This window comes from Halobacillus sp. Cin3, from assembly GCF_947311855.1.
In the GTDB taxonomy this organism is placed as follows: domain Bacteria; phylum Bacillota; class Bacilli; order Bacillales; family Halobacillaceae; genus Halobacillus; species Halobacillus kuroshimensis.
On sequence record NZ_CAMZMV010000001.1, the window covers coordinates 551296 to 573266 of the forward strand.

The 21971-nt window shown below is 47.9% G+C and carries 21 protein-coding genes; 18 read left to right on the forward strand and 3 right to left on the reverse strand.

Annotated features, from left to right (window positions below; all coding sequences use genetic code 11):
* Nucleotides 1–30: 30 nt before the first annotated feature.
* The gene (locus QMA39_RS03060; RefSeq protein ID WP_242520185.1) at nucleotides 31–297 is read left to right on the forward strand and encodes a hypothetical protein; all 267 of its coding nucleotides are present in this window, start codon (nucleotides 31–33) and stop codon (nucleotides 295–297) included.
* Nucleotides 298–445: 148 nt separating this feature from the next.
* Nucleotides 446–2617, forward strand: a complete 2172-nt coding sequence (locus QMA39_RS03065) for an FUSC family protein (protein ID WP_281657961.1) — start codon at nucleotides 446–448, stop codon at nucleotides 2615–2617.
* A gap of 299 nt (nucleotides 2618–2916) precedes the next feature.
* On the opposite strand, the gene QMA39_RS03070 is transcribed toward QMA39_RS03065, so the two are convergent.
* Nucleotides 2917–4638 carry an NFACT RNA binding domain-containing protein gene (locus QMA39_RS03070; protein ID WP_281657962.1) on the reverse strand — a complete coding sequence of 574 codons (1722 nt, stop codon included), beginning with the start codon at nucleotides 4636–4638 and terminating at the stop codon, nucleotides 2917–2919.
* A 135-nt stretch (nucleotides 4639–4773) separates the two neighbouring features.
* Between QMA39_RS03070 and QMA39_RS03075 the strand changes: the two genes are divergently transcribed.
* The 14 genes from QMA39_RS03075 to spoVM all read left to right on the forward strand — a co-directional run bounded on the left by QMA39_RS03075 (nucleotide 4774) and on the right by spoVM (nucleotide 18143).
* Complete coding sequence (locus QMA39_RS03075) at nucleotides 4774–5649, forward strand: YicC/YloC family endoribonuclease (protein ID WP_027954141.1); 876 nt, start codon at nucleotides 4774–4776, stop codon at nucleotides 5647–5649.
* Between the two features lie 78 nt (nucleotides 5650–5727).
* Entirely contained in the window at nucleotides 5728–5991 is a 264-nt protein-coding gene (locus QMA39_RS03080) for a DUF370 domain-containing protein (RefSeq protein WP_027954142.1), read from the forward strand.
* A gap of 14 nt (nucleotides 5992–6005) precedes the next feature.
* Nucleotides 6006–6620, forward strand: a complete 615-nt coding sequence (gene gmk / locus QMA39_RS03085) for a guanylate kinase (protein ID WP_027954143.1) — start codon at nucleotides 6006–6008, stop codon at nucleotides 6618–6620.
* Between the two features lie 2 nt (nucleotides 6621–6622).
* Complete coding sequence (rpoZ, locus tag QMA39_RS03090) at nucleotides 6623–6850, forward strand: DNA-directed RNA polymerase subunit omega (protein WP_084162996.1); 228 nt, start codon at nucleotides 6623–6625, stop codon at nucleotides 6848–6850.
* A 111-nt stretch (nucleotides 6851–6961) separates the two neighbouring features.
* The gene (coaBC, locus tag QMA39_RS03095) at nucleotides 6962–8170 is read left to right on the forward strand and encodes a bifunctional phosphopantothenoylcysteine decarboxylase/phosphopantothenate--cysteine ligase CoaBC (RefSeq protein ID WP_281657963.1); all 1209 of its coding nucleotides are present in this window, start codon (nucleotides 6962–6964) and stop codon (nucleotides 8168–8170) included.
* Nucleotides 8167–10575, forward strand: a complete 2409-nt coding sequence (priA, locus tag QMA39_RS03100) for a primosomal protein N' (protein WP_281657964.1) — start codon at nucleotides 8167–8169, stop codon at nucleotides 10573–10575. Before coaBC ends, priA begins: the two co-directional genes overlap by 4 nt.
* A 16-nt stretch (nucleotides 10576–10591) precedes the next feature.
* A complete protein-coding gene (fmt, locus tag QMA39_RS03105) occupies nucleotides 10592–11539 on the forward strand; it encodes a methionyl-tRNA formyltransferase (RefSeq protein WP_281657965.1) in 948 nt (315 codons plus the stop codon).
* Nucleotides 11532–12878 carry a 16S rRNA (cytosine(967)-C(5))-methyltransferase RsmB gene (gene rsmB / locus QMA39_RS03110; protein WP_281657966.1) on the forward strand — a complete coding sequence of 449 codons (1347 nt, stop codon included), beginning with the start codon at nucleotides 11532–11534 and terminating at the stop codon, nucleotides 12876–12878. Before fmt ends, rsmB begins: the two co-directional genes overlap by 8 nt.
* A gap of 76 nt (nucleotides 12879–12954) precedes the next feature.
* Nucleotides 12955–13716 carry a Stp1/IreP family PP2C-type Ser/Thr phosphatase gene (locus QMA39_RS03115; protein WP_281657967.1) on the forward strand — a complete coding sequence of 254 codons (762 nt, stop codon included), beginning with the start codon at nucleotides 12955–12957 and terminating at the stop codon, nucleotides 13714–13716.
* Nucleotides 13716–15710 carry a Stk1 family PASTA domain-containing Ser/Thr kinase gene (pknB, locus tag QMA39_RS03120; RefSeq protein WP_281657968.1) on the forward strand — a complete coding sequence of 665 codons (1995 nt, stop codon included), beginning with the start codon at nucleotides 13716–13718 and terminating at the stop codon, nucleotides 15708–15710. Before QMA39_RS03115 ends, pknB begins: the two co-directional genes overlap by 1 nt.
* A 12-nt stretch (nucleotides 15711–15722) precedes the next feature.
* On the forward strand, nucleotides 15723–16604 hold the full coding sequence (rsgA, locus tag QMA39_RS03125) for a ribosome small subunit-dependent GTPase A (protein WP_281657969.1): 882 nt from the start codon (nucleotides 15723–15725) through the stop codon (nucleotides 16602–16604).
* A gap of 3 nt (nucleotides 16605–16607) precedes the next feature.
* Nucleotides 16608–17258: a ribulose-phosphate 3-epimerase gene (rpe, locus tag QMA39_RS03130; protein ID WP_281657970.1), complete on the forward strand. Its 651-nt coding sequence runs from the start codon at nucleotides 16608–16610 to the stop codon at nucleotides 17256–17258.
* A gap of 105 nt (nucleotides 17259–17363) precedes the next feature.
* Nucleotides 17364–18038 (forward strand): thiamine diphosphokinase, encoded by a 675-nt coding sequence (locus QMA39_RS03135; protein ID WP_281657971.1) that lies wholly within the window; start codon nucleotides 17364–17366, stop codon nucleotides 18036–18038.
* A 24-nt stretch (nucleotides 18039–18062) separates the two neighbouring features.
* Nucleotides 18063–18143: a stage V sporulation protein SpoVM gene (spoVM, locus tag QMA39_RS03140; protein WP_035531293.1), complete on the forward strand. Its 81-nt coding sequence runs from the start codon at nucleotides 18063–18065 to the stop codon at nucleotides 18141–18143.
* A 165-nt stretch (nucleotides 18144–18308) separates the two neighbouring features.
* On the opposite strand, the gene rpmB is transcribed toward spoVM, so the two are convergent.
* A complete protein-coding gene (rpmB, locus tag QMA39_RS03145) occupies nucleotides 18309–18497 on the reverse strand; it encodes a 50S ribosomal protein L28 (protein WP_027954154.1) in 189 nt (62 codons plus the stop codon).
* 240 nt (nucleotides 18498–18737) lie between these two features.
* Between rpmB and QMA39_RS03150 the strand changes: the two genes are divergently transcribed.
* Both QMA39_RS03150 and QMA39_RS03155 read left to right on the forward strand, forming a co-directional pair.
* Nucleotides 18738–19100: an Asp23/Gls24 family envelope stress response protein gene (locus tag QMA39_RS03150; RefSeq protein ID WP_027954155.1), complete on the forward strand. Its 363-nt coding sequence runs from the start codon at nucleotides 18738–18740 to the stop codon at nucleotides 19098–19100.
* Nucleotides 19101–19131: 31 nt separating this feature from the next.
* Nucleotides 19132–20796 (forward strand): DAK2 domain-containing protein, encoded by a 1665-nt coding sequence (locus QMA39_RS03155; protein WP_281657972.1) that lies wholly within the window; start codon nucleotides 19132–19134, stop codon nucleotides 20794–20796.
* A 242-nt stretch (nucleotides 20797–21038) separates the two neighbouring features.
* Here QMA39_RS03155 and QMA39_RS03160 read toward each other — a convergent pair whose 3' ends face one another.
* On the reverse strand, nucleotides 21039–21947 hold the full coding sequence (locus QMA39_RS03160; RefSeq protein ID WP_281657973.1) for a sulfite exporter TauE/SafE family protein: 909 nt from the start codon (nucleotides 21945–21947) through the stop codon (nucleotides 21039–21041).
* Nucleotides 21948–21971: the final 24 nt, after the last annotated feature.

Genomic DNA, 21971 nt, shown 5'->3' on the forward strand with positions numbered 1-21971 from the left:
TTGATACAACACAACGTATTGGTGATGACGATGAAATCTAACAAACATTCCTTTTTTATTCTCATGAATGCCTCCCTCGGACTATTAACCTGCTTTGTTTATTTATACACGTGGGTCGCTTTTTCCTTTATGGAATCCATGCTGTCATGGGAACCTCTTCTCAGTCTGGCAGGGTCGTTGACGATATTTATATTGTGGAATATGTACATGTTGAAAAAAGAAGCGAAAAGATACTGGGCCCAGGCGGTTTTTTCCTATGTTGCCTCGATTGCCGTTTTTGCTTATTTTTTAACTTGAAGCTGCGATGCCGATCGCAGCTTTTTTCGTCCGGGGCATTTGATGGAATGTTCTTACAAAAGAAAACGTCAGGACGTGAGAGTTGTCCTGCCACTTGAAAATCGATAAGATAAATGACTATACATATGAAAGAGGGGAGCATCAATATATGAAAGATTTAGTCAAACAGTCCTACTGGCTGCGGCGTCTGCTCGCCTCTGATCCGGGCAGACGGAGACTGGCACAGGCGGGGAAAGCAACGCTGAGTTTGATTTCATCGGTTTTTACAACGATGTTGATCATGAACGTCTTTGCCATCGATCCGCTTTTTCCTGCGATCATCTCCGGGATTGCCGGTCTGATGGGCATTATGATTGTTATGGATGATACAAAAAGAAAGAAACAGGTGACAACACTTCTCCTGGGAGTGGCTGCTGGTTCAGGGGTGACGCTCGGGTCTTTGACTGCTTCAAGCCCCGTCCTGGTGAGTATCCTGATGATTGCTTCGATAGGTTCAGCCTTTTATTTTTCGCAGTATGGAAGCCGGTATTTTTCTCTTGGAATGATTGGGTTCTTCACGATTTATTTCTCCTCATTTCTTCAGCTGTCTCCGGCCCAGTTTCCCTGGTTTTACCTCGCAGTTGGAATCGGCATTCTTTATGCCTTTATTTACAATTTCTTCCTATTTGAAGACACAAGACAGATGCTGCGGAGAAGCACGGTTTCCTTCCACAGGCAGGCAAACTTGACGTTCGACCTGCTTATTGAGGTGATTAAAGACCCTGAACTCCAGCCGTCCCGGTTGAAGAAGCTGGGCAGCAACGTAAGTAAATTAAGAATTTACGCCAACCAGGTCGCCGCTGATCTACATCAGCAGGACAGCACAGAAATCTGGCCGGGGCTTCAATCCGGCCGGCTTCGATTATATATTTTCGATACAACCATGTTTGTCATGACACTTTCGGAAAGCCTGCAGAAATTGAAGGAAGACGAGGCATTGGATTTGAAGGAGCTGCGCTATCTTCTCGTCGATCTGCTTCTGACGTTAAAGGATGCCGATGTGCTTGACCCGCAGCCGGAAATGAAGAGCCTTCAGCAGGCTGAGAAAGTGGTCGCAGGTATCCGGCATCAGCTTGATCACTGGATGATGAATGTAACCGACCTTCCTGATGGACGGCTTTATTTGATTAGAAGAATTGAAACGATGGCCTCCCACGTGACAGAAGGCGCTTCCGAAGTGCAGCGGGATATTCATTTCAATGAAGCGGTGGAACATCCGCCGTCAGCAGATGAAGAGGCGGTGGATGAGAAGGAAGAGGAGCCGGCCGGACTAAAACCTGCTGAGAAAAAAGCCGTACAGGCGTTGATTGCAGGAAGCATAGCCATTGTCACGGGCTATATTATTTCTCCGATTCAGCCGTACTGGGTCCTGTTGACCGCTTTTATTATCCAGCTCGGTACGGAAACCGTCGGCAGGACGTACTTAAAAGCTTTTGAACGCTCCGTCGGCACATTCTTCGGTGCTTTCTTCGGTTTTCTTGCTGCTTTGTGGCTCTCCGGCCACCCGTACCTTGAGGTTGTCCTATTGTTTCTGGTTATTTTTACGGCCTTTTACTTTCTTACGGTTTCCTATACGGTGGCAAGCTTCTTTATTACGATGATGATTGCCTTTATTTATGATCTGATTCTCGGTGGAGTTACGCCGGAGCTTCTTGGAGCGAGGGTCATTGACACAGTGGCAGGAGCTGCAATTGCCCTTGGTGTTTCTGCTTTTGTCTTTCCCACGAGGACAAAAGACAAGCTTTCTGAGGCCTTTCGTGAATACTTTACACAAATGTCTCAATTGATCAGCCAGTATTTAACCAACATCAAGGGTACGAAAGGGGTTAAAGGTCTTGCACAGCAGGCATTGGATCTTGATGCGAAAATGCAGGAAATTGAGGAAGAATCCAAACCTGCTGTACAGGATCCTATTTTCCGAGGGGACAAAAACCTTACAGCCGTGCTGACCGTAATTACAGCCGTCAATTATTATGCCAAGCACCTTGTCGCCTCTCCATATCCGAAATACACGAATCACAGTCATGAAACACTGGAACTTTTAACAGCGGTTCAGGATAAGATGGAAAAGAATTTACAAGGATTGATTCATCAAATCGAAAAAGGGAATCTTTCCGATCCGGGTTACGACCTGCTGGAGGAAAGGGAGCAGGTGGAGATGAAAGTGCAGCCGGGAACAGAGGATAAGGAAAATCTGCTCCATCATCTGTATTACATTTGGAAAATCAACCGTTCCATTACAATTCTCAGGGACAAGCTTGATCATATGAGGAAAAGATAACCGCCTGGATTGAGTCCCGGCGGTTTCTTTATAGAAAAAAAGCTGCCGAGAAATTTTCTCGACAGCTTTCCTGGCGTGTGTACGCCAGAGTTTGTCATGGGAACTCTGACTATTGCTCTTCAACGGTCATCAAAAGATCTGCCCGCTTTAGAGATCGTTACGCGCTCTTCACCATTGCTGGGCTGGACCGCATCCCGGCTCTTCTTTGGGTTGCGTTTTGATTTTGAGTTCTTTGGCATGACTGCAGCCTCCTCTACTAAGACCAAGGTGCTCCCTTAGTATGGCTGCCTGCTCCTGTTTTATTCCTCTGCCTGTTTTTTCATCGTGCGGACATAGGAGGCATCCGGAGTTACAAACAGGGTCTGCTGGTTGTCATAGGTAACGAAACCGGGTTTGGCTCCGGACGGTTTTTTCACATGCCTGATTTGTGTGTAGTCAACAGGCACGGAGGACGACCGGCTTGATTTACTGAAGTTTGCTGCAAGCTGGGCTGCTTCAAGCAGTGTGTCTTCACTCGGGTTCTCATCTTTAATGACTACGTGGGATCCCGGAATATCTTTGGCGTGCAGCCAGATATCAGATTTACCTGCCATTCGGTTGGTTAAATATTCATTCTGTTTATTGTTGCGCCCGACGTAGATCATCGTCCCGTCACTGGATCGGAAGGTTTCAGGAGACGGCTTTTCAGGCTGGTTTTTCTTGCGACCCGGGGAGGCATTTTTTTTCTTCATATAGCCCTGTTCACGGAGTTCCTCCCGGATTTCTTCAATATCTTCTTCCCTGGCTGTTTCGACTTGTTGAATCAAACGTTCGAAGTAGGTGATTTCAATGTCCGCTTTTTCGATTTCCTTTTGAACCACCTGTTTGGACTTCTTCAATTTCTGGTACGTCTGGAAGTAAGACTGGGCGTTTTCACTTGGCGTTTTATTCGGATTCAGCTCGATTGACATTTCCTTTTGGTCAGGATCGTAGTAATCAACGACCGTTACACTTTCGTCTCCAGTTTGAACGAGGTGCATATGAGCGGTCAGCAGTTCGCCGAGCTTTTGATAATCCCCGGCTGCTTCAGACTTTTTCAAGGTATCCTCGTGCTTTTTGATTTTCCTCTGGTTTTTGTCGCGTTCATTTTTCAGAAAGCGGAATAAATCACCAGCCTGCTGTTTGACACGGTCCCTTTCGGCTTTGCCTGAATAAAAAGCGTCCAGCATGTCACTCACTGTAGAGAAAGTTTCTTTTTCTTCTCCGAAGGCCTTCAGCGGCAGTACATAAAATTGTTCTTTGTCCCCGCGCTTCACCTGTGGTTCATACGAGTGATCCAGTATTCGGTTCCGTACTTCCTCATAAGCAGCTTCGTATCCTGATGGTCCGCCCATTCCTGCTTTTTCTGCAATCTCCTTTGTAATCATAGGGGAAAAGCCCATGACAATGGAGAGAATCTGTTTGTCCAGGCGCCCGGCATTAAAGTCCAGTTTTTTAAGGAGTTGGGCTGGTTCCAGTTCCACCGGACTTATTTTGCCCTGCTCCGGCGGCCGTTTATAGGGCCGGCCCGGCATAATCGTCCTGTGCCGGTTCTGAGAAGGGGGAAGGTGCTTGATGCTGTCCAGAATATGCCCCTCCTGTTCGTCGACAAGAAGAATATTGGAGTGTTTCCCCATCACCTCAATGATCAAGGTTTTATACGTTTCGTCGCCGATTTCATTCCGTGTGCGGATATGGATCTTGACAATCCTCTCCATATCCACCTGTTCAATTTTCTCTATAAACCCTCCAACAAGATGCTTGCGCAGGAGCATACAGAGCATTGGCGGTTCTTTTGGGTTGTGGTATTGATCATTGGTTAAATGGAACCGTGCATAGGATGGATGAGCGGATAACAGAAGCGTATGTTTCGTCCGCTGGGAGCGGACTGTGAATACAAGCTCTGTGTCCGTGGGTTGATAAATTTTCATGATTCGTCCGGACTGAAGAACATTGTTCAGCTCATTCGTCGCAGCCCGGGTTACAATTCCGTCGAAAGACATAATCTCTTCACCTCTCTAAAAGGTCATTATAGCATGATTTTCCGCCGTATTTCTAAAGAATCATACCAGTCGCTCTGAAAGAGGAAGTTTGGTAAACTATACAGTATCAATGAAGAAGCGGCAGGTGAAGGAGATATGGCTGACAGTATGACCGGATATGGACGGGAAATATCAGAGCAGGAGGGGACACGGATAGTGGTGGAAATCAGATCCGTTAACCATCGGTTTCTTGATGTTCATATGCATCTTCCTTCCTCCTTGTTATTTATGGAGGACCCGATAAGGAAACTTGTAAAAGAAGCCCTCCACCGAGGACGGGTCGATGTGTACATAACGATGGACGGCGGCCTGCAGAAAAATGTCGAAGTGGACTGGGAAGCAGCGGAGCAGTATATTCAGGCGTTGGAAGATATGAAGAGCCGGTTTCATTTGACGGGTGATATAACTATTGATATGGTATCCAAGTTAGAGAATGTCTTCATTACTAAGCAATCGGAAGACATTCCGGATTCTTTTCAACATATGCTGAAGACGTCGGTGGAACAGGCTCTGCGCCAGCTGAAGGACATGAGGGGACGGGAAGGAAAGCAGCTTACGAAGGACCTTCTATCCAGACTCAAGGCTGTCGCCTGCTGGCTTGACATGATGGACCAGCGCCGGCCTGAGGTGATAAACGAATACAAAGCTAGAATACGCGCCCGAATTGAAGATTACGCTGCACAGCCCCTTTCTCAGGATGAACCAAGAATTCTCCAGGAAGTGGCCCTTATGGCTGAAAAAGGGGATGTCACAGAGGAGTTCACACGTATGCACTCCCATCTTCAACAGTTTGAGAAGGCTCTGGACCAGCACGGGTCCGTCGGGAGACGTCTGGATTTCATCCTTCAGGAAATGCACCGGGAAGTGAACACGATGGGGTCAAAATCCAATGACACCCTCTTGATGGAGTATGTACTTAACGTGAAGGGTGAATTGGAAAAAATGAAGGAACAAGTGCAAAATGTCGAATAACAATTGTGTTCTGTACGGTTTTTTTCATATAATAGAGTTAATGATTAAGTGCTTGGCCATAAGAAGGAGGAGTCAGCTTTGAGTTTAAAATTGATCAATATCGGGTTCGGGAACGTTGTTTCTGCCAATCGAATCATTTCCATCGTTTCACCGGAATCCGCTCCAATCAAACGTATCATTACTGTCGCCCGTGACAATAATAAATTAGTAGATGCTACATATGGCCGCCGTACACGTGCGGTCATTATCACAGATAGTGATCATGTCGTTCTGTCTGCTGTTCAGCCGGAAACCGTCGGCCAGCGTGTAATCAGTAATGATGAGATTTCAGATGAAAACTAGGAGGACTATTTGCAGTGATTGAACAGAAAGGTATATTATTTATACTTTCCGGCCCATCAGGTGTCGGAAAAGGAACCGTACGGAAGGCTCTGTTCGAGCAGTCGACAGACCTGCGATATTCCATTTCCATGACGACGCGTGCCCCGCGTGAAGGGGAAGTGGATGGAGTCGATTATTTCTTTAAAAGCAGAGATGAATTTGAAAAGCTGATCACAGAAGGACAGCTGATTGAACATGCCGAATATGTGGGCAACTATTACGGCACGCCGAGACATTATGTGGAAGAAACGTTGAACCAGGGAAAGGATGTATTCCTTGAAATTGAGGTTCAGGGCGCATTGAAAGTCCGCGAAAACTTCCCGGAAGGTGTGTTCGTATTTTTAATTCCTCCTTCTCTTGAAGAATTAAAAGACCGAATCGTAAGCCGGGGTACCGAAACAGAGGAAAAGGTGAAAAACCGTCTGCTGGCGGCCAAAGAAGAAATTGATATGATGGATGCCTACGATTATGTCGTTGTCAACGACCAGATTAATAACGCTGTTCAAAAGGTCCAGTCCATTGTAGCCAGTGAACACTGCAAACGTGAGCGCGTGGCCCATCAATACAAAAAAGCATTGGAGGAAAAATAATTATGATGTTAGAACCATCCATTGATTCCCTGCAGAAGCAGATCAAATCAAAATATACACTTGTCACACTATCCGCACGAAGAGCCCGCGAATTGAAGCAGGGAAGTGCTCCTATGGTCGACAACCCAACTTCTCATCAGCAGGTTGGTGTAGCTCTGGAAGAAATCCGCGACGGGAAATTGAATTATATTGAAGCGGAAGAGATTCAAGAAAGAACGGAAACCACATAATAGCATTGTTCCCGGAACAACGTAGGAAAAGCCGCGCATCTGTCTGACGATCAGCGCGGCTTTTCCTACGTATTATATCATAAGATTTTCACAGGCAGGGAGGTCCATCACATGTTAAAAGATAAAAAGATTGTCCTGGGCGTATCAGGAGGAATAGCTGCATACAAAGCGGCGGCACTGACAAGTAAGCTTGTCCAGGCAGGAGCCTTCGTCAAAGTCATTATGACAGAGAGCGCGAGAAATTTTGTCGCTCCGACGACCTTTCAGGCACTGTCCAGGCAGCCGGTCTATACCGATACGTTTGATGAACAGGACGCCACTCAGATCCAGCACATCGATGTCGCCGACTGGGCCGATTTATTCCTGATTGCGCCCGCTACAGCCAATACGATTGGCAAGCTTGCCTGCGGGCTGGCGGATGATATGCTGTCAACGACACTGCTTGCGACCGAGGCACCCGTGTACATTGCACCGGCGATGAATGTGCACATGTACAGCCACCCGGCTGTCATGAACAACATGCAACAGCTTGATGAATGGGGCTTTCGTTTTATTGAGCCTGGGGAAGGGTATCTGGCCTGCGGATATGTCGGGAAAGGAAGACTGGAAGAACCGGAGAGCATCGTCAAGGTACTGGAAGATGAATATCGGAAAACCGAGTGGTTAAAAGGCAGACGGGTGCTGATTACAGCAGGACCAACGCAGGAGAAAATTGACCCGGTCCGGTATTTCACGAACCCTTCGACAGGAAAAATGGGGTTTGCTCTTGCGCGGCAGGCGGTTCGAAGCGGTGCTGATGTCACCCTGATCACCGGACCTGTCTCTCTTCATACGCCAAAAGGGGCGAAGCGCATTGATGTAGTCTCTGCTCAGGAGATGTATGAAGAAGTGCTGAAGCATTATCCAGCGGCCGATCTTGTGATCAAATCCGCCGCTGTCGCCGATTACAGACCAAAGGAAACCTTTGAACATAAAATGAAAAAATCCCCGGGAGGATATGCGGTCCAAATGGAGCGCACGCACGATATCCTGCAGGAGCTCGGTACAAGGAAGGAACATCAGTATCTGATCGGCTTTGCCGCCGAAACGAATGATCCTGAGCGTTATGGAAGAGAGAAGCTGGAGAAGAAGAACCTGGATGCCATTGTGATCAACAATGTTGCCGAGGAAGGGGCCGGCTTTGGGACGGATACGAATGCCTCCCTTTTCATTCAGAAAAGCGGTCGTGAAAAAATCTATCCCATGATGACGAAGGATCAGCTGGCAGAAGAAATCCTAAAGGAAGCCTCTCAGGAGATGACGGGGCGTGAGCGCACGTGATTGCCAATGTCATTGTGGACGTAGCCTCACAGAATACCAACAGACCCTTTGATTATGAAATCCCTGAAAAATTTGAAGGAATTGTACAGCCCGGGGTCAGAGTCATCGTCCCCTTCGGACCGAGGAAAATTCTCGGCTATGTGATCTCCTTGTCAGAAACCTCCAGCTTTTCCTCAGTGAAAAAAATCACTGATGTACTGGATGTCATCCCAACGTTGACGCAAGAGCTGCTTCATCTTGGGAAATGGCTGTCCAATTATACGTTGAGTTATTATATATCCTGTCTACAGGTCATGCTGCCGCAGGTCATGAAAGCCAAATATAGAAAAGAGCTGTGGAAACTCTCGGATGAACCGCTGGATTCAGCACTGGATGCTGTGTTTGACGGGCGGGGTGTCATGGATTTTGAGGAGTTCGAACAGTCCGGTATCAGTTACCATATCCTTAGAAAACATATGAACGAAGGCGAAGTGGATGTTCACTATGAAGTAAAGAGCAGGGAAACGAAAAAGCTGAAGGCGGTGGTTGCGCCGGCTGTTTCTCCTATTGATATGGAGGAAAAGCTGGAAGATCTCCCGCCACAGGCCAAAAAACAGCGGGCCATTGTTGAATATTTCCTTCAGCACCCAGAGCCACTGGACAAAAAGCGTTTGCTGGATCACCTTCAAACCACCCCTGCTGCGTTGAAGCCTCTTGTGGAGCAGAACGTGCTCAAAGAGTATAAACAGGAAGTCTTCCGCGATCCGTACGGAGGCCGGGAATTTAAACGAACGACGCCTTTTGCATTAACCGATGAACAGGAAACCGCCATCCGGCCGATTCTTTCAACCATTGAAAAACAGGAGCACGACGTGTTTCTCCTTCACGGTGTAACGGGGAGCGGTAAAACGGAAGTTTATATGCAGTCGATTCAACAGGTGCTGGATAAAGGAGAGGAAGCCATTATGCTCGTCCCCGAAATTGCTTTAACCCCTCAGATGGTGGAGCGGTTTAAAGGACGTTTCGGCTCAAAGGTAGCTGTCCTTCACAGTGCTCTGTCAGCTGGAGAGAAATACGACGAATGGCGTAAGATTCAGCGGCAGGAAGTACAGGTTGTTGTAGGAGCCCGGTCCGCCATATTCGCCCCGTTTACGAATCTTGGGCTGATCATCATTGATGAAGAGCATGAAACCAGCTATAAGCAGGAAGACAGGACGAGGTATCATGCCCGCGATGTAGCTGTCCAACGCGCCAAGACACATCATTGCCCGGTCGTTCTGGGAAGCGCGACCCCGTCACTGGAAACGTATGCGCGGGCTGCGAAAGGCAACTATCAGCTGTTGACACTCAGCAAACGGATGAATGAGGCTGTTATGCCTGAGGTGGAGCTTGTGGATATGAGAGAGGAGCTTCACAGCGGGAACCGATCCATGTTCTCGATTCCATTAAAGGAAAAAATCGAAGAGCGGCTGGCTAGGAAGGAACAAGTCGTGCTGTTTCTTAACCGACGGGGATATTCCACGTTTGTCATGTGCAGGGACTGCGGGCATGTGAGCGAATGCCCGCACTGTGATATTGCTTTGACCTATCACAAGCGGCAGAACCGTCTCAAATGTCACTACTGTTCTCATGAGGAGCCTATGCCGGAGAAGTGCCCGGAATGTGAAAGCAAAACGATCCGATACTTTGGGACAGGAACTCAAAAAGTCGAGGAAGCCCTTCAGGAACTGATTCCCGAGGCGCGGATCATCCGGATGGATGTTGATACAACGAGGAGAAAAGGGGCCCACGAAAGACTACTTACACAGTTCGGGGAAGGAAAAGCGGATGTCCTGCTTGGAACACAGATGATCGCCAAAGGGCTCGATTTTGGCAACGTCACACTTGTCGGTGTGCTGGCAGCGGATGCGATGCTGAACCTGCCGGATTTCCGTGCCTCCGAAAAGACCTTTCAGCTGCTGACCCAGGTGAGCGGACGGGCCGGACGCCATGAGAAAAGCGGGGAAGTGGTTGTCCAGACTTATACACCGGAACATTACAGCATAGAGCTTGCGAGTACGTACGACTATGAACAGTTTTTCCAGGAGGAAATGAAGCTTAGAAAAGCGTTCCGATATCCTCCTTATTATTATTTGACGTTGTTTACAATTTCGCATCCCAACCAGTTGAAAGCGGAGGAAGCCACCCGTAAGATTACGATGTTTATGCAGCAGAAGCTGTCCGGGCAGGCACACGTACTGGGGCCAACCCCTTCTGCGCTGGCCAGGATCAATAATAGATATCGCTATCAATGCATGGTAAAATACAAGAAGGAACCCGAGCAGCGGAAGTTTGTTGAACGAATACTGCATTATTATGAAGATGAAATGAAACAGGAAAATGGTTTACAGATCACGGTTGATTTTCAGCCGTATCAGTTGATGTAGGAAGGAGCCGTCAGTTATGACACGAATTGCGTTTATGGGAACACCGGACTTTGCGGTCCCTGTTCTTGACCGGATTATGAAAGAAGGATATGAAGTGGTGGTGGCTGTGACCCAGCCGGACCGTCCAAAAGGGAGGAAGAGGGTTCTTACACCGCCGCCGGTGAAGACAGCAGCCTTGAACCACGGTATTCCGGTGCTGCAGCCTGAAAAAATCAAGCATGAATATGAGGATGTTCTCGCCTATGAGCCGGACCTGATCGTCACAGCGGCTTTCGGACAGATCCTCCCGGAAGCACTGCTGAACGTTCCGGAATACGGATGCATCAATGTACATGCCTCGCTGCTGCCCGAATTCAGGGGAGGAGCTCCTATCCATTATAGTATTCTGGAAGGAAAACAAGAAACCGGCGTCACTATCATGTACATGGTGAAAAAACTGGATGCCGGCGATATGCTTTCCAAAGTTGTCGTTCCGATTGAAGATACCGACCATGTCGGCACACTGCACGATAAATTATCAGCAGCAGGAGCTGACCTTCTGGCTGACACACTGCCTGAATTGCTGGCAGGAAACATCACTCCTGAAGTTCAGGATGAATCCAAAGTCACGTTTGCCGGCAACATTAAACGTGAACAGGAATGGATTGACTGGGACAGAGATCAACAGACCGTTTACAACCACGTAAGGGGGCTTCATCCCTGGCCGGTGGCGTACACGTACTGGAATGGAAAACCGATGAAAATCTGGTGGGCCGAAAAAGTTTCCGGACACTTTTCCAAAGTCCCGGGAACAGTGGTCAAAATCGAAGAGGACGGTTTCCTCGTTCAGGCAGGAGACGGAAAAGCGTTGAAAATTGTATCCCTTCAGCCTTCAGGGAAGAAAAAAATGGACGGGCAGTCGTTCGTTAACGGTGCTGGCCAATCTTTAAGCGAGGGCGACGTATTGGGGGAGCAGCATGGCTAAGTATGTATTAAGAGAAACCGCGCTCCATCTATTAACAAGAATCGGTGAGCAGGGAGGCTTCAGTCATGTCCTGCTCGACAGAGAAATGTCCAAACAGGAGCTCTCCCGTCAGGACGGGGCTCTATTGACCGAAATTGTGTACGGAACCCTGCAGCGCAGAGACTTGATCGACTATTATATTCAGCCTTATACTGCCGGGCAGAAGAAAATTAAACCGTGGGTACGCTGGCTACTTTACATGTCAGTCTATCAAATGATCTTCCTGGAACGGGTTCCGGACCATGCGGTCATCCACGAGGCGGTGGAGATTTCGAAAAAACGCGGACATAAAGGAATCTCTTCCTTTATGAACGGCGTTCTGCGCAATGTGCAGCGAAAAGGTGTTCAAAGCCTTGATTACATTGAAAATGATGTTACGCGTCTTGCGGTTGAAACCAGTCATCCCGAATGGCTTGTACGGAGGTGGGTGGATCAGTACGGCATGGAAACGACGAGATTGATGTGTGAAGCGAACAACCACCATCTTCCTATGTCCATCCGCGTCCAGCCTCTCAGAATCAGCCGCAGCGACGCAGCCGGCGAGCTGCGTCAGGAAGGGTTTTCGGTAGAGGAGAGTCCATTTTCTACACAAGGCCTGGTTGTAAAAGATGGGAACATTATAAACCACAGGCTCTTTAAAGAGGGCTTTGTAAGCGTTCAGGATCAGAGTTCCATGCTGGTTGCGGAAATGATGGACCTGGATGAAGGGATGGCTGTCCTTGATGCGTGCAGTGCACCAGGAGGTAAAACCACGCATATAGCAGAAAAGATGAAGGATAAAGGCAGCGTGACAGCTTATGATCTTCATGAAAAGAAGGCAAAGCTCGTCAGTAAAAAAGCTGAACAGCTCCAGCTTACTTCCATTAAAGCCGGGCAGGCGGATTCCCGGACGCTCACATCGGTGCATGCGTCTGAGAGCTTTGATCGGATCCTGCTTGATGCCCCATGTTCAGGTCTTGGTGTACTGAGAGGCAAGCCGGATATTAAGTACCATAAGAGTGAGGAAGATATCTATAAGCTCAGGAGTATCCAGGACGACTTGTTCCACGAGGTGGCGCCGCTCCTGAAATCCGGTGGAAAACTCGTCTACAGTACATGTACAGTGGACCGGCATGAAAACGAAGAAGCGGTCCGTCATTTTCTGGATCAACATCCGGAATATGAACTGGATCCATCCTTTGTCAACGATCTTCCCGATGCTCTGCGTCAAGGGGAAGGCCTGACCGAAACCGGTCTTCAGCTGTTTCCCCACGAGTGGGATACGGATGGCTTTTTCTTGACGCGATTGGTGAAAAAATAAAGGCTCCTGCTTCTTGTTGATGGAAGCAGCCGGCCTTCTATGGATGACAGTAACTGAAAAAGGCAGGTGAACGTCCATGATAGAGTACTACCTCACAGATCAAGGCAGAGTAAGGGCTCATAATGAAGATGCAGGCGGCGTGTTCAGAAATCATTCCGGTCAGGTGCTTGCTGTCGCAGCCGACGGCATGGGGGGACATCAGGCAGGTGATGTCGCCAGCCGGATGGCTGTTGATGTTTTACATAAGGAATGGGAGCATACGGGTTCGTTTCAAACTCCGAATAGTGCTGAAGAGTGGATAAAGGAAACCATCCGCTCCGCCAATAATGAAATCAAAACCTATGCTTCTGAACATGAAGAATGTGCCGGCATGGGGACGACAATTGTAGCAGCTATCTGCACCGAACAGTTTGTATCCATTGCCCACATCGGGGACAGCCGTTGTTATTTAGCAAATGCTTACGGATTCAAAGCCGTTACGGAAGACCATTCGCTCGTCAATGAGCTTGTCAGGTCCGGACAGATTACAGAAGAACAGGCCGAGCATCACCCCCGCAAAAATGTTCTGCTAAAGGCGCTCGGCACAGAATATGACCTTTTTCCTGATGTCCAGAGTATGGAGTGGGATCCGGATAACCGTGTTCTTCTTTGTACAGACGGTCTGACCAATAAAGTGAGTCATGAAGAATTGAGTGGTTTAAGTGATCACGAAGGAGACTGGTCCGATTTCGCCCGCTCTCTTGTTGAACGGGCTAATGAGCGGGGCGGAGAAGACAATATCACTCTTGCCATTGTCCATCATCTCCCACCCCAAGGTGAGAAGGAAGGTGTGGATTGATGCTCAATGACCGTCTTCTTAATGACCGTTACCGTGTCGATAGAATGATTGGCGGCGGAGGGATGGCGAACGTCTATTTAGCTCATGATACCATCCTGGACAGAAGCGTAGCCATCAAGGTACTAAGGCTGGAACACGGAAATGATGAAGAGTTTATTGCGCGTTTCCACCGGGAAGCTCAGTCCGCTACCAGCCTTTCTCATCCGAATATCGTCAATATATACGATGTCGGGGAAGAGGACGATTTGTATTATATGGTCATGGAATATGTAGACGGCATGACACTGAAGCAGTATATCCAGCAGAACAGTCCTGTTGATGTTTCGGAAGCGGTGGACATTATGCGTCAGGTAACTTCTGCCATCACGCATGCCCATGACAACGGCATTGTACACAGAGATATCAAGCCGCAGAATATTTTGATTGATCATTACGGCCATGTAAAAGTGACTGATTTCGGAATCGCAATGGCTTTGAGTGCGACCGCTCTGACTCAGACAAATTCAGTTCTCGGTTCTGTTCATTATCTGTCTCCTGAGCAGGCGCGTGGAGGAATGGCGACGAAGAAATCCGATGTTTATTCGATGGGCATTGTTTTCTTCGAACTGCTGACTGGACGTCTTCCTTTTTCAGGCGAGTCTCCTGTATCCATTGCCCTTAAGCATCTGCAGCATGATACACCTTCGTTGAAACGATGGCATCCTGACCTGCCGCAGAGTGTGGAAAATGTCGTATTGAAAGCAACGGCCAAAGATCCGTTTCACCGTTATCCCACCGTGGTGGAAATGGAACAGGATATTGAGACCTCACTTGAACCCTACCGCCGGGATGAAAAACCCTTTGAACTGCCGGAGGAAGATGAGGAGGAAAAAACGAAAGCCATCCCTGTCATTACGAACGAAGCCTACGGGGATCACACAGAAGATCATACAATCATCCATACCGGTGAGTATCAGCCGGTCAAGGATACAAAAGTGCATCATCAGCAGCCGGCAGAGGAAAAGAAACCGGTCGATAAAGAAAAGAAAAAGAAGAAAAGAAAGATCTGGCCATGGGTCCTGACATTCCTGCTTCTGATCATACTAGGAGGCGGAGCTGCCCTGTATTTCACACCGGGAATCATTCAGCCTGCCGATGTGACCATCCCTGAAGACCTTGACGGAAGGGAATATGAAGAGGTTTACAGTGAACTGAGTGATTTGAACCTGATGGTCAGCCGTGAGTCTCAGTTTTCGGATGAAGTGGAAGAGGGACTTGTTATTACGACAGATCCTGAACCCGGTATGACAGTGAAAGAAGAAACAGAAGTCACGATTTATACGAGTAAAGGAAAAGAACGGGAAGAATTCCCGGATTATGTGGGTGAAGAATATGACCAGGTCGATAAGGAACTCCAGGATAAGGGGTACGCAGGGATTGAACGTATTCCTGTTTCCAGCGATGAACCGGCTGGTCAAATTGTCGCCCAGCTTTCTCCGAACCCGGGGGCAAGCGTGATTCCGGAAGAAGAGGAAGTCATTTTCCGCGTCAGTACCGGCCCCCCGACCATTAATCTGGGACGGTTGGACAGGATGACCCAGGAACAGGCGGAGAAATATTTAAAGGACCGCAGCCTGGACGTTGAAGTTGCTGAGAGCTACTCGGAGACTGTACCTGCTGGAGAGGTGATTACACAGGCTCCGGAGGCGTATACCGATGTGAAAGAAGGTTCAACAGTAACCATCACCATATCCAAAGGGCCGGAGGAGAAACCTCCGAGAGAAGAAAACGTAACGTTGGAAGTTCCGTTTAATGAGGAATCGGAAGAAACAGAACAGCAGGTGTTGATTTATGTCGACGATTATGAAAACGATATGGAGACACCAGTGGTGGAAGAAACCATCACAGAAACCACCTCTTTTGATGTAACACTGATTATAGAAGAAGGCGGGGAAGCGTCTTACCGTGTGCAGCGAGGTGATGAAGTGATTGATGAAGGAAATGTTCCTTATTAAGAAGGTGATCAAGTGGCAACCGGAAAAATTATAAAAGCTCTCAGCGGTTTTTATTACGTGCTTCATGACGGTGAGGTTTATCAATGCCGTGGGCGCGGAAACTTCCGTAAGAAAAAAGTGTCCCCTCTCGTCGGGGATATGGTGGAATTTAAGGCGGACAACTACGAAGAGGGCTACATCTTATCCATCCATGACCGGAAAAATGAATTTGTAAGACCGCCGATAGCCAACGTCGACCAAGCGTTGATTGTAACATCAGCCATCCATCCTGATTTTAATTCGCTTCTCCTGGACAGATTTCTCGTTCTCGTTGAGGCTAAACGGATCGAACCGTTTATCGTGATTTCCAAGATGGACCAGCTGGACAGCGCTATGGTGGAAGAAATGGAGCAGTATAAGGCCGAGTATGAGAAGGTCGGATACCCGGTCATTTTGTCGGCTGTGAACGATTCCCATTCCATGGATGAGATACAAGCACACCTGGCTGGGCGGACAACGGTGATTGCCGGGCAGTCCGGAGTCGGCAAGTCGTCGTTGCTGAATTCCATCGACCCCCGTCTTTCCATCGACACGGATGAAATCTCTGAAAGTCTTGGAAGAGGAAAGCATACGACACGCCACGTGGAACTGTATGACATTTCCGGTGGGCTAGTGGCCGATACGCCGGGGTTCAGCTCCCTTGAGTTTGGGGATTTAGAGCTTGAACAGCTGCCGGAGTGCTTCCCGGAATTTGTAGAAGTACAAAATGATTGTAAGTTCAGAGGCTGTCTGCATCATAAAGAGCCTAAATGTGCGGTGAAAGCCGGTGTGGAAAACGGCGTTATATCAGAGCACCGCTATGACCACTACCTGCAGTTCATGCAGGAAATCCAGAATAGAAAGCCGAGGTATTAAGGAATGACAAAAATTGCACCTTCCATCTTATCTTCTGATTTTGCAAGACTGGCTGAAGAAATCCAGGATGTGGACCAAGGTGGAGCGGATTACATTCATGTGGATGTTATGGACGGCCATTTTGTCCCTAATATAACAATAGGCCCCCTGATTGTGGATGCGGTAAGGCCGGTCACCAACCTTCCGCTTGATGTCCATTTAATGATTGAGAACCCGGACGCCTATATAGAGGCCTTTGCCAAAGCGGGAGCGGATATCATTACCGTCCATCAGGAAGCTTCTCCTCACCTCCACCGCACCCTGCAGCTGATCAAAAGCTTCGGAGTGAAAGCGGGCGTAGTCATCAATCCCGGGACACCGGTCGAAATGATCCGTCCGGTTCTTAGGGAAGTGGACGTTGTTTTATTGATGACCGTGAATCCAGGATTTGGCGGTCAGGCATTTATTCCTGATATGCTTGATAAAATCAGTCAGGTGGCTCAATTAAGAAGCGAATACGGCCTCTCCTATGAAATTGAAGTGGACGGCGGAGTCAACGAGAAGACCGCCCGTCTCTGCACAGAAGCAGGAGCGGATGTTCTTGTGGCAGGCAGTGCTGTCTTTAATCAATCGGACAGGAAAAAAGCCATTGAAGGGATCCGCGACTCGTTGTAAATAACAGGGAAAACCAAGCGGCTCTGCATTTGGAGTCTTAGTTGAAAGAGCTCAGAGGATCGATGAGAATCCTTTGGGCTTTTTCTATAGAAAGGATGAGCATACGTGAAAAAAATCATCGTAGTCGGTGGAGGGCCGAAAACCTATATCCCCAGCTTCCAACGATGGGCAGAGGAAGATGTAGAATGGATCGGAGCAGATCAGGGAGCAGAAGTGCTTGTAGAAGCCGGAATAATCCCTGATGTGGCCGTCGGCGATTTTGACTCGGTCAGCGCTGCTTCCTATCAGAAGATTAAAGATAAGGCCCGAAAGATGCATACATATCCGGACGAGAAGGATGAGACAGATTTGGAGCTTGCGATTAATGAGGCACTGAACCGGAAAGCAGAGCATATCGTATTACTCGGAGTGACGGGAGGAAGGATGGACCATTCCCAAGCGAATATTCAGCTGTTGTATCCGTTAATGAAAAAAGGGGTGAAGGCGGTTATCGTGGATCATCAGAACCAGGTGGAAATGGCAGCGTCCGGATCGCATAAAATCAATGAGGACCCACATTATCCCTATCTATCTTTTCTTCCTGTGACCCTGGAGGTGAAGGAGCTGACGCTCAACGGCTTTTATTATCCACTTTCCAAGGCTTATCTGCCCTTCGGGTCCACCTTATGTATCTCCAACAGGCTCGTTGAAGATACAGGTACTTTTTCATTTGAGTCAGGCATACTCTTAGTAATAAGAAGTACAGACTCAATGGATCACGGAAAAGGGAGTTCGCATTAGTTCACTTAGGAGGAGGGGGCTCTTTTGAAATTTTACACCATTAAACTCCCGCGTTTTGTCGGGGGGATAGTGCGCGCAGTCATAAGTACTTTTAAAAAGGATTAGCTCCGGGCCATACGTGCCTGAAGGGAGAGGATAGGTGTCTCCCGGAAGGCCCTGATGCGATTCGGTGGTCTTTGGGGGCGGAGTAGACGCTCCCGGGGACTGCCATAATCATATAAAGGCAAGAAAAAAAGCACCCGCAGAACGGGTGCTTTTTTCAGCTCGTTGTTATACGCGCTGGACTTTACCAGATTTAAGTTCACGCGCTGTTACGTAAACTTTCTGAGGCTTGCCATCCACAAGGATGCGTACTTTTTGAACATTTGCTTTGAATTTACGTTTATTAGCGTTCATCGCGTGTGAACGGTGGTTACCTGCGCGTGTACCTTTACCAGATAGAACACTTCTACGTGCCATGAAAATCCCTCCTGTTACATACAAAAATCATCAGATACTTAGTAACTTTATCATATGTATGTAGGCTTTGCAATAATCTCCGAACAATTATATCAAGAATTTTTTCTTGACAGACAGATTGAATTGTTTCAAAGTATATTAGGGGATAACCGGCTTATTTTCAACAGTCAACACAAATTCATCACCCTTCACTTGTGTTATAATTAGGAGAGAAATTGAGGAATCTAAAGGAGGATCTATATGTCTGTGGATTTGAACAACCAATACGGCCATATAACGATTAGCAATGAAGTTATTTCAACGATTGCTGGAGGAGCAGCTGTAGAGTGCTACGGTATCGTCGGCATGGCTTCTAAAAACCAGCTGCGGGACGGGCTGGCTGAAATGCTCCGTAAAGAGAACTTTTCCCGGGGTGTCGTTGTCAGACAGGAAGAAGATCACCTCCACATTGATATGTATATTATTGTGAGCTATGGTACGAAGATATCGGAAGTCGCTCATAACGTCCAATCTCAAGTAAAATACACATTAAACAAAACAGTCGGATTGTCCGTTGACTCTGTCAATATTTTCATCCAGGGAGTCCGCGTGACAAGCGAATAGGTTGCAGTTGCAGTCAAAGGAGGAAGTAAGTGTGACGTTACAAAAGCTTGACGGCAGAACATTAGCCGAGATGATTTTACAGGGAGCGCATTATTTAAAGCAGAACTCGCAGATGATCGATGCGCTGAATGTATTCCCTGTACCTGACGGGGATACAGGAACAAATATGAATCTTTCCATGACCTCCGGAGCGGACGAGGTGAGAAACGTTTCCCAGGACCATGCAGGAGCAGTTTCCACTTCTCTGTCCAAAGGTCTTCTTATGGGTGCGCGTGGAAATTCAGGAGTAATTCTTTCCCAGGTCTTCCGCGGCTTTGCAAAAGCCATTGAGAATAAAGAGGTGTTAACGACCCGTGATTTCTCTGATGCCCTGCAGGGTGGTGTGAAAACGGCTTATAAAGCTGTGATGAAGCCTGTAGAAGGAACAATCTTAACTGTTGCCCGTGAAGCAGCGGAAGCATCTGTGGAAATAGCTGAAAAGGAAGAGGACTTTATTCCTTTCATGGAAGGTGTCGTAGAAGCAGCCAAAGCTTCCCTGAAGCGGACACCTGAACTTCTTCCGGTTCTAAAGGAAGTCGGTGTGGTCGACAGCGGCGGCCAGGGACTTGTAACGATCTATGAAGGATTTCTGGCCAACTTGAAAGGCGAGGAAATGCCGGATGTCGAAGAAATGGTTTCCATGAACGAAATGGTAAACGCCGAACACCATAAACTTGCTCAGGACTTCATGAATACCGAAGATATCCATTACGGCTATTGTACGGAGTTCATGGTGAAATTCGAAGAGGATAAGCTGGCTGAGAATCCTTATGATGAAGAAGCTTTCCGTAACCGACTGAGTGAATTTGGTGATTCCCTGCTTGTCGTGTCTGACGAAGAACTGGTCAAAGTTCACGTCCACGTTGAGTACCCGGGTGAAGCAATGACGCTTGGACAGAAGTATGGCAGCCTGATCAATATGAAGATTGAAAACATGAGGGAGCAGCATACGTCCCTCGTTGGTAATAAGAAAGCGAAAGCCGCGCCCGAGAAAAAAGCGCCATATGGTATTGTAACCGTCAGCATGGGCGAGGGAATGAAAAAACTTTTCGAAAGCCTCGGAGCCACCGTAATCATCCAGGGTGGTCAAACGATGAATCCTAGTACCCAGGACTTATCGGAGGCTATTAAAGAAGCGCATGCAGAACGTGTGTTCATTCTTCCGAATAACAAAAACATCGTGATGGCAGCAGAGCAGGCTGCAGAGATGGCGGAAGCGGAAGTGGCTGTCATCCCGACGAAGACCATTCCTCAAGGGATGAGTGCTATGCTTGGTTTCAATCCCGAAGCAGATCTCGATACGAACAAAGAAGAAATGATTAGTTTGATGTCAGAAGTGAAAACGGGACAGATCACCTATGCGGTCCGGGACACCCAGATTGACGGGCTTGATATTGAAAAGGGTCATTTTATGGGGATTTCCGACGGAAAGATTTCAGCGACCGATAAAGACGCCCTCATGACGGCGAAAACACTGCTGAACCAGATGATTGATGAGGATGAAGATGAAATCCTTACCATTCTTACCGGGGAAGGTGTGGACGATAAGGATGTGGCTGAACTGGAAGCCTATGTGGAAGAAACCTTTGAAGATTTAGAGGTGGAAATCCATCACGGTGGTCAGCCGATTTACAGTTATATCTTCTCTATTGAATAAAAAAGCACTGGTTCTGAATTGAGAACAGCGCTTTAAGGCTGTCGGGATTTTTCCCGGCAGCCTTATTTATTGGTCTATGGTCTGAATGAAGGAGGGAAGATGAAAGAAATTGTTTCACAAAGGATATTGATAAAACAATCGACAAATGCCGCCCTGCTGCTGTAGAACGTCTTCCTCTGAAAATGCCTTGACGGTTTGTCTTCTTGGCTTGTCGTTCTATAGGCTGAAAGCGTAGTTCTCTATTAGAACTGCGCTTTTTTTAGTCGGGTTTCCGTATGCGGGTGCCGGTGCCGTTGAATATATTTTCGCACCGAGAAGATAACGGCAGCGGCATATCCGGCAAGCAGCAGGCTGTAGATAACAATTATAATCTGTTCACTCCATGTGGCATAGGTAAGCAGTGTCCGGCTGTTCGTCAAAATGATAAATCCACCCGCTGCCACACCAAGCACGAGAGGGGGGAGTTTTTTTACAAGCCAGGCAGCGAGGGGGGCTGCTATGACACCACCGATCACAAAGGCGAGCACAAGCAGCCAGCTCAGCTCCTCCCACCCAAGGAAAAGCAGGAATCCGGCCGTAGCGGATAAAGTAACGATGAATTCGCTTGTATCTACGGTGCCAATGACTTTTCTGGGAAGGATTCCTTTACTGGATAAGAGAACAGGAGTATTTACCGGCCCCCAACCACCACCGCCCACGGCATCAAGAAAACCACCCAGGAAACCTAAAGGAAACAAGAAGCGCCGTCGAAATGGTCTTTTTTCAGTTTGCAAGGGCTTCACTCGATTCATCAACAAAAAGCGGATGACCACATAAATGCCAAGCCCTAGTAAAAAGATGGAAATGTACGGACGGATCAAATCACCTGGAATCCAGCTGAGCAGAGCAGCCCCGGCAAAGGCACTGATCCCTCCGGGGAGGGCAAGAGTCAAAACGAGCCGTTTATCCACGTTTCCGAATTTATAATGGGAAAACCCGGAAGCTGCCGTTGTAGCAATCTGGGACAAATGAATGGAGGCGGAGGCTACCGCCGGAGCCATTCCGTAGGCGAGGAGGATGGTGGAGGAACTTAAACCAAACCCCATTCCGAGGGCTCCATCCATCAATTGAGCAAAGAATCCAACCAGTGAAAATATAAGTAATTTCTTCATCGTACCTCTCCTTTTGATTAAACA

Coding starts and splice junctions, on each gene's coding strand:
- QMA39_RS03060 (WP_242520185.1), top strand. CDS start 31: ATGAAATCTAACAAACATTCCTTTTTTATTCTCATGAATGCCTCCCTC.
- QMA39_RS03065 (WP_281657961.1), top strand. CDS start 446: ATGAAAGATTTAGTCAAACAGTCCTACTGGCTGCGGCGTCTGCTCGCC.
- QMA39_RS03070 (WP_281657962.1), bottom strand. CDS start 4,638: ATGTCTTTCGACGGAATTGTAACCCGGGCTGCGACGAATGAGCTGAAC.
- QMA39_RS03075 (WP_027954141.1), top strand. CDS start 4,774: ATGGCTGACAGTATGACCGGATATGGACGGGAAATATCAGAGCAGGAG.
- rpoZ (WP_084162996.1), top strand. CDS start 6,623: ATGATGTTAGAACCATCCATTGATTCCCTGCAGAAGCAGATCAAATCA.
- coaBC (WP_281657963.1), top strand. CDS start 6,962: ATGTTAAAAGATAAAAAGATTGTCCTGGGCGTATCAGGAGGAATAGCT.
- fmt (WP_281657965.1), top strand. CDS start 10,592: ATGACACGAATTGCGTTTATGGGAACACCGGACTTTGCGGTCCCTGTT.
- rsmB (WP_281657966.1), top strand. CDS start 11,532: ATGGCTAAGTATGTATTAAGAGAAACCGCGCTCCATCTATTAACAAGA.
- QMA39_RS03115 (WP_281657967.1), top strand. CDS start 12,955: ATGATAGAGTACTACCTCACAGATCAAGGCAGAGTAAGGGCTCATAAT.
- pknB (WP_281657968.1), top strand. CDS start 13,716: ATGCTCAATGACCGTCTTCTTAATGACCGTTACCGTGTCGATAGAATG.
- rpe (WP_281657970.1), top strand. CDS start 16,608: ATGACAAAAATTGCACCTTCCATCTTATCTTCTGATTTTGCAAGACTG.
- rpmB (WP_027954154.1), bottom strand. CDS start 18,497: ATGGCACGTAGAAGTGTTCTATCTGGTAAAGGTACACGCGCAGGTAAC.
- QMA39_RS03150 (WP_027954155.1), top strand. CDS start 18,738: ATGTCTGTGGATTTGAACAACCAATACGGCCATATAACGATTAGCAAT.
- QMA39_RS03160 (WP_281657973.1), bottom strand. CDS start 21,947: ATGAAGAAATTACTTATATTTTCACTGGTTGGATTCTTTGCTCAATTG.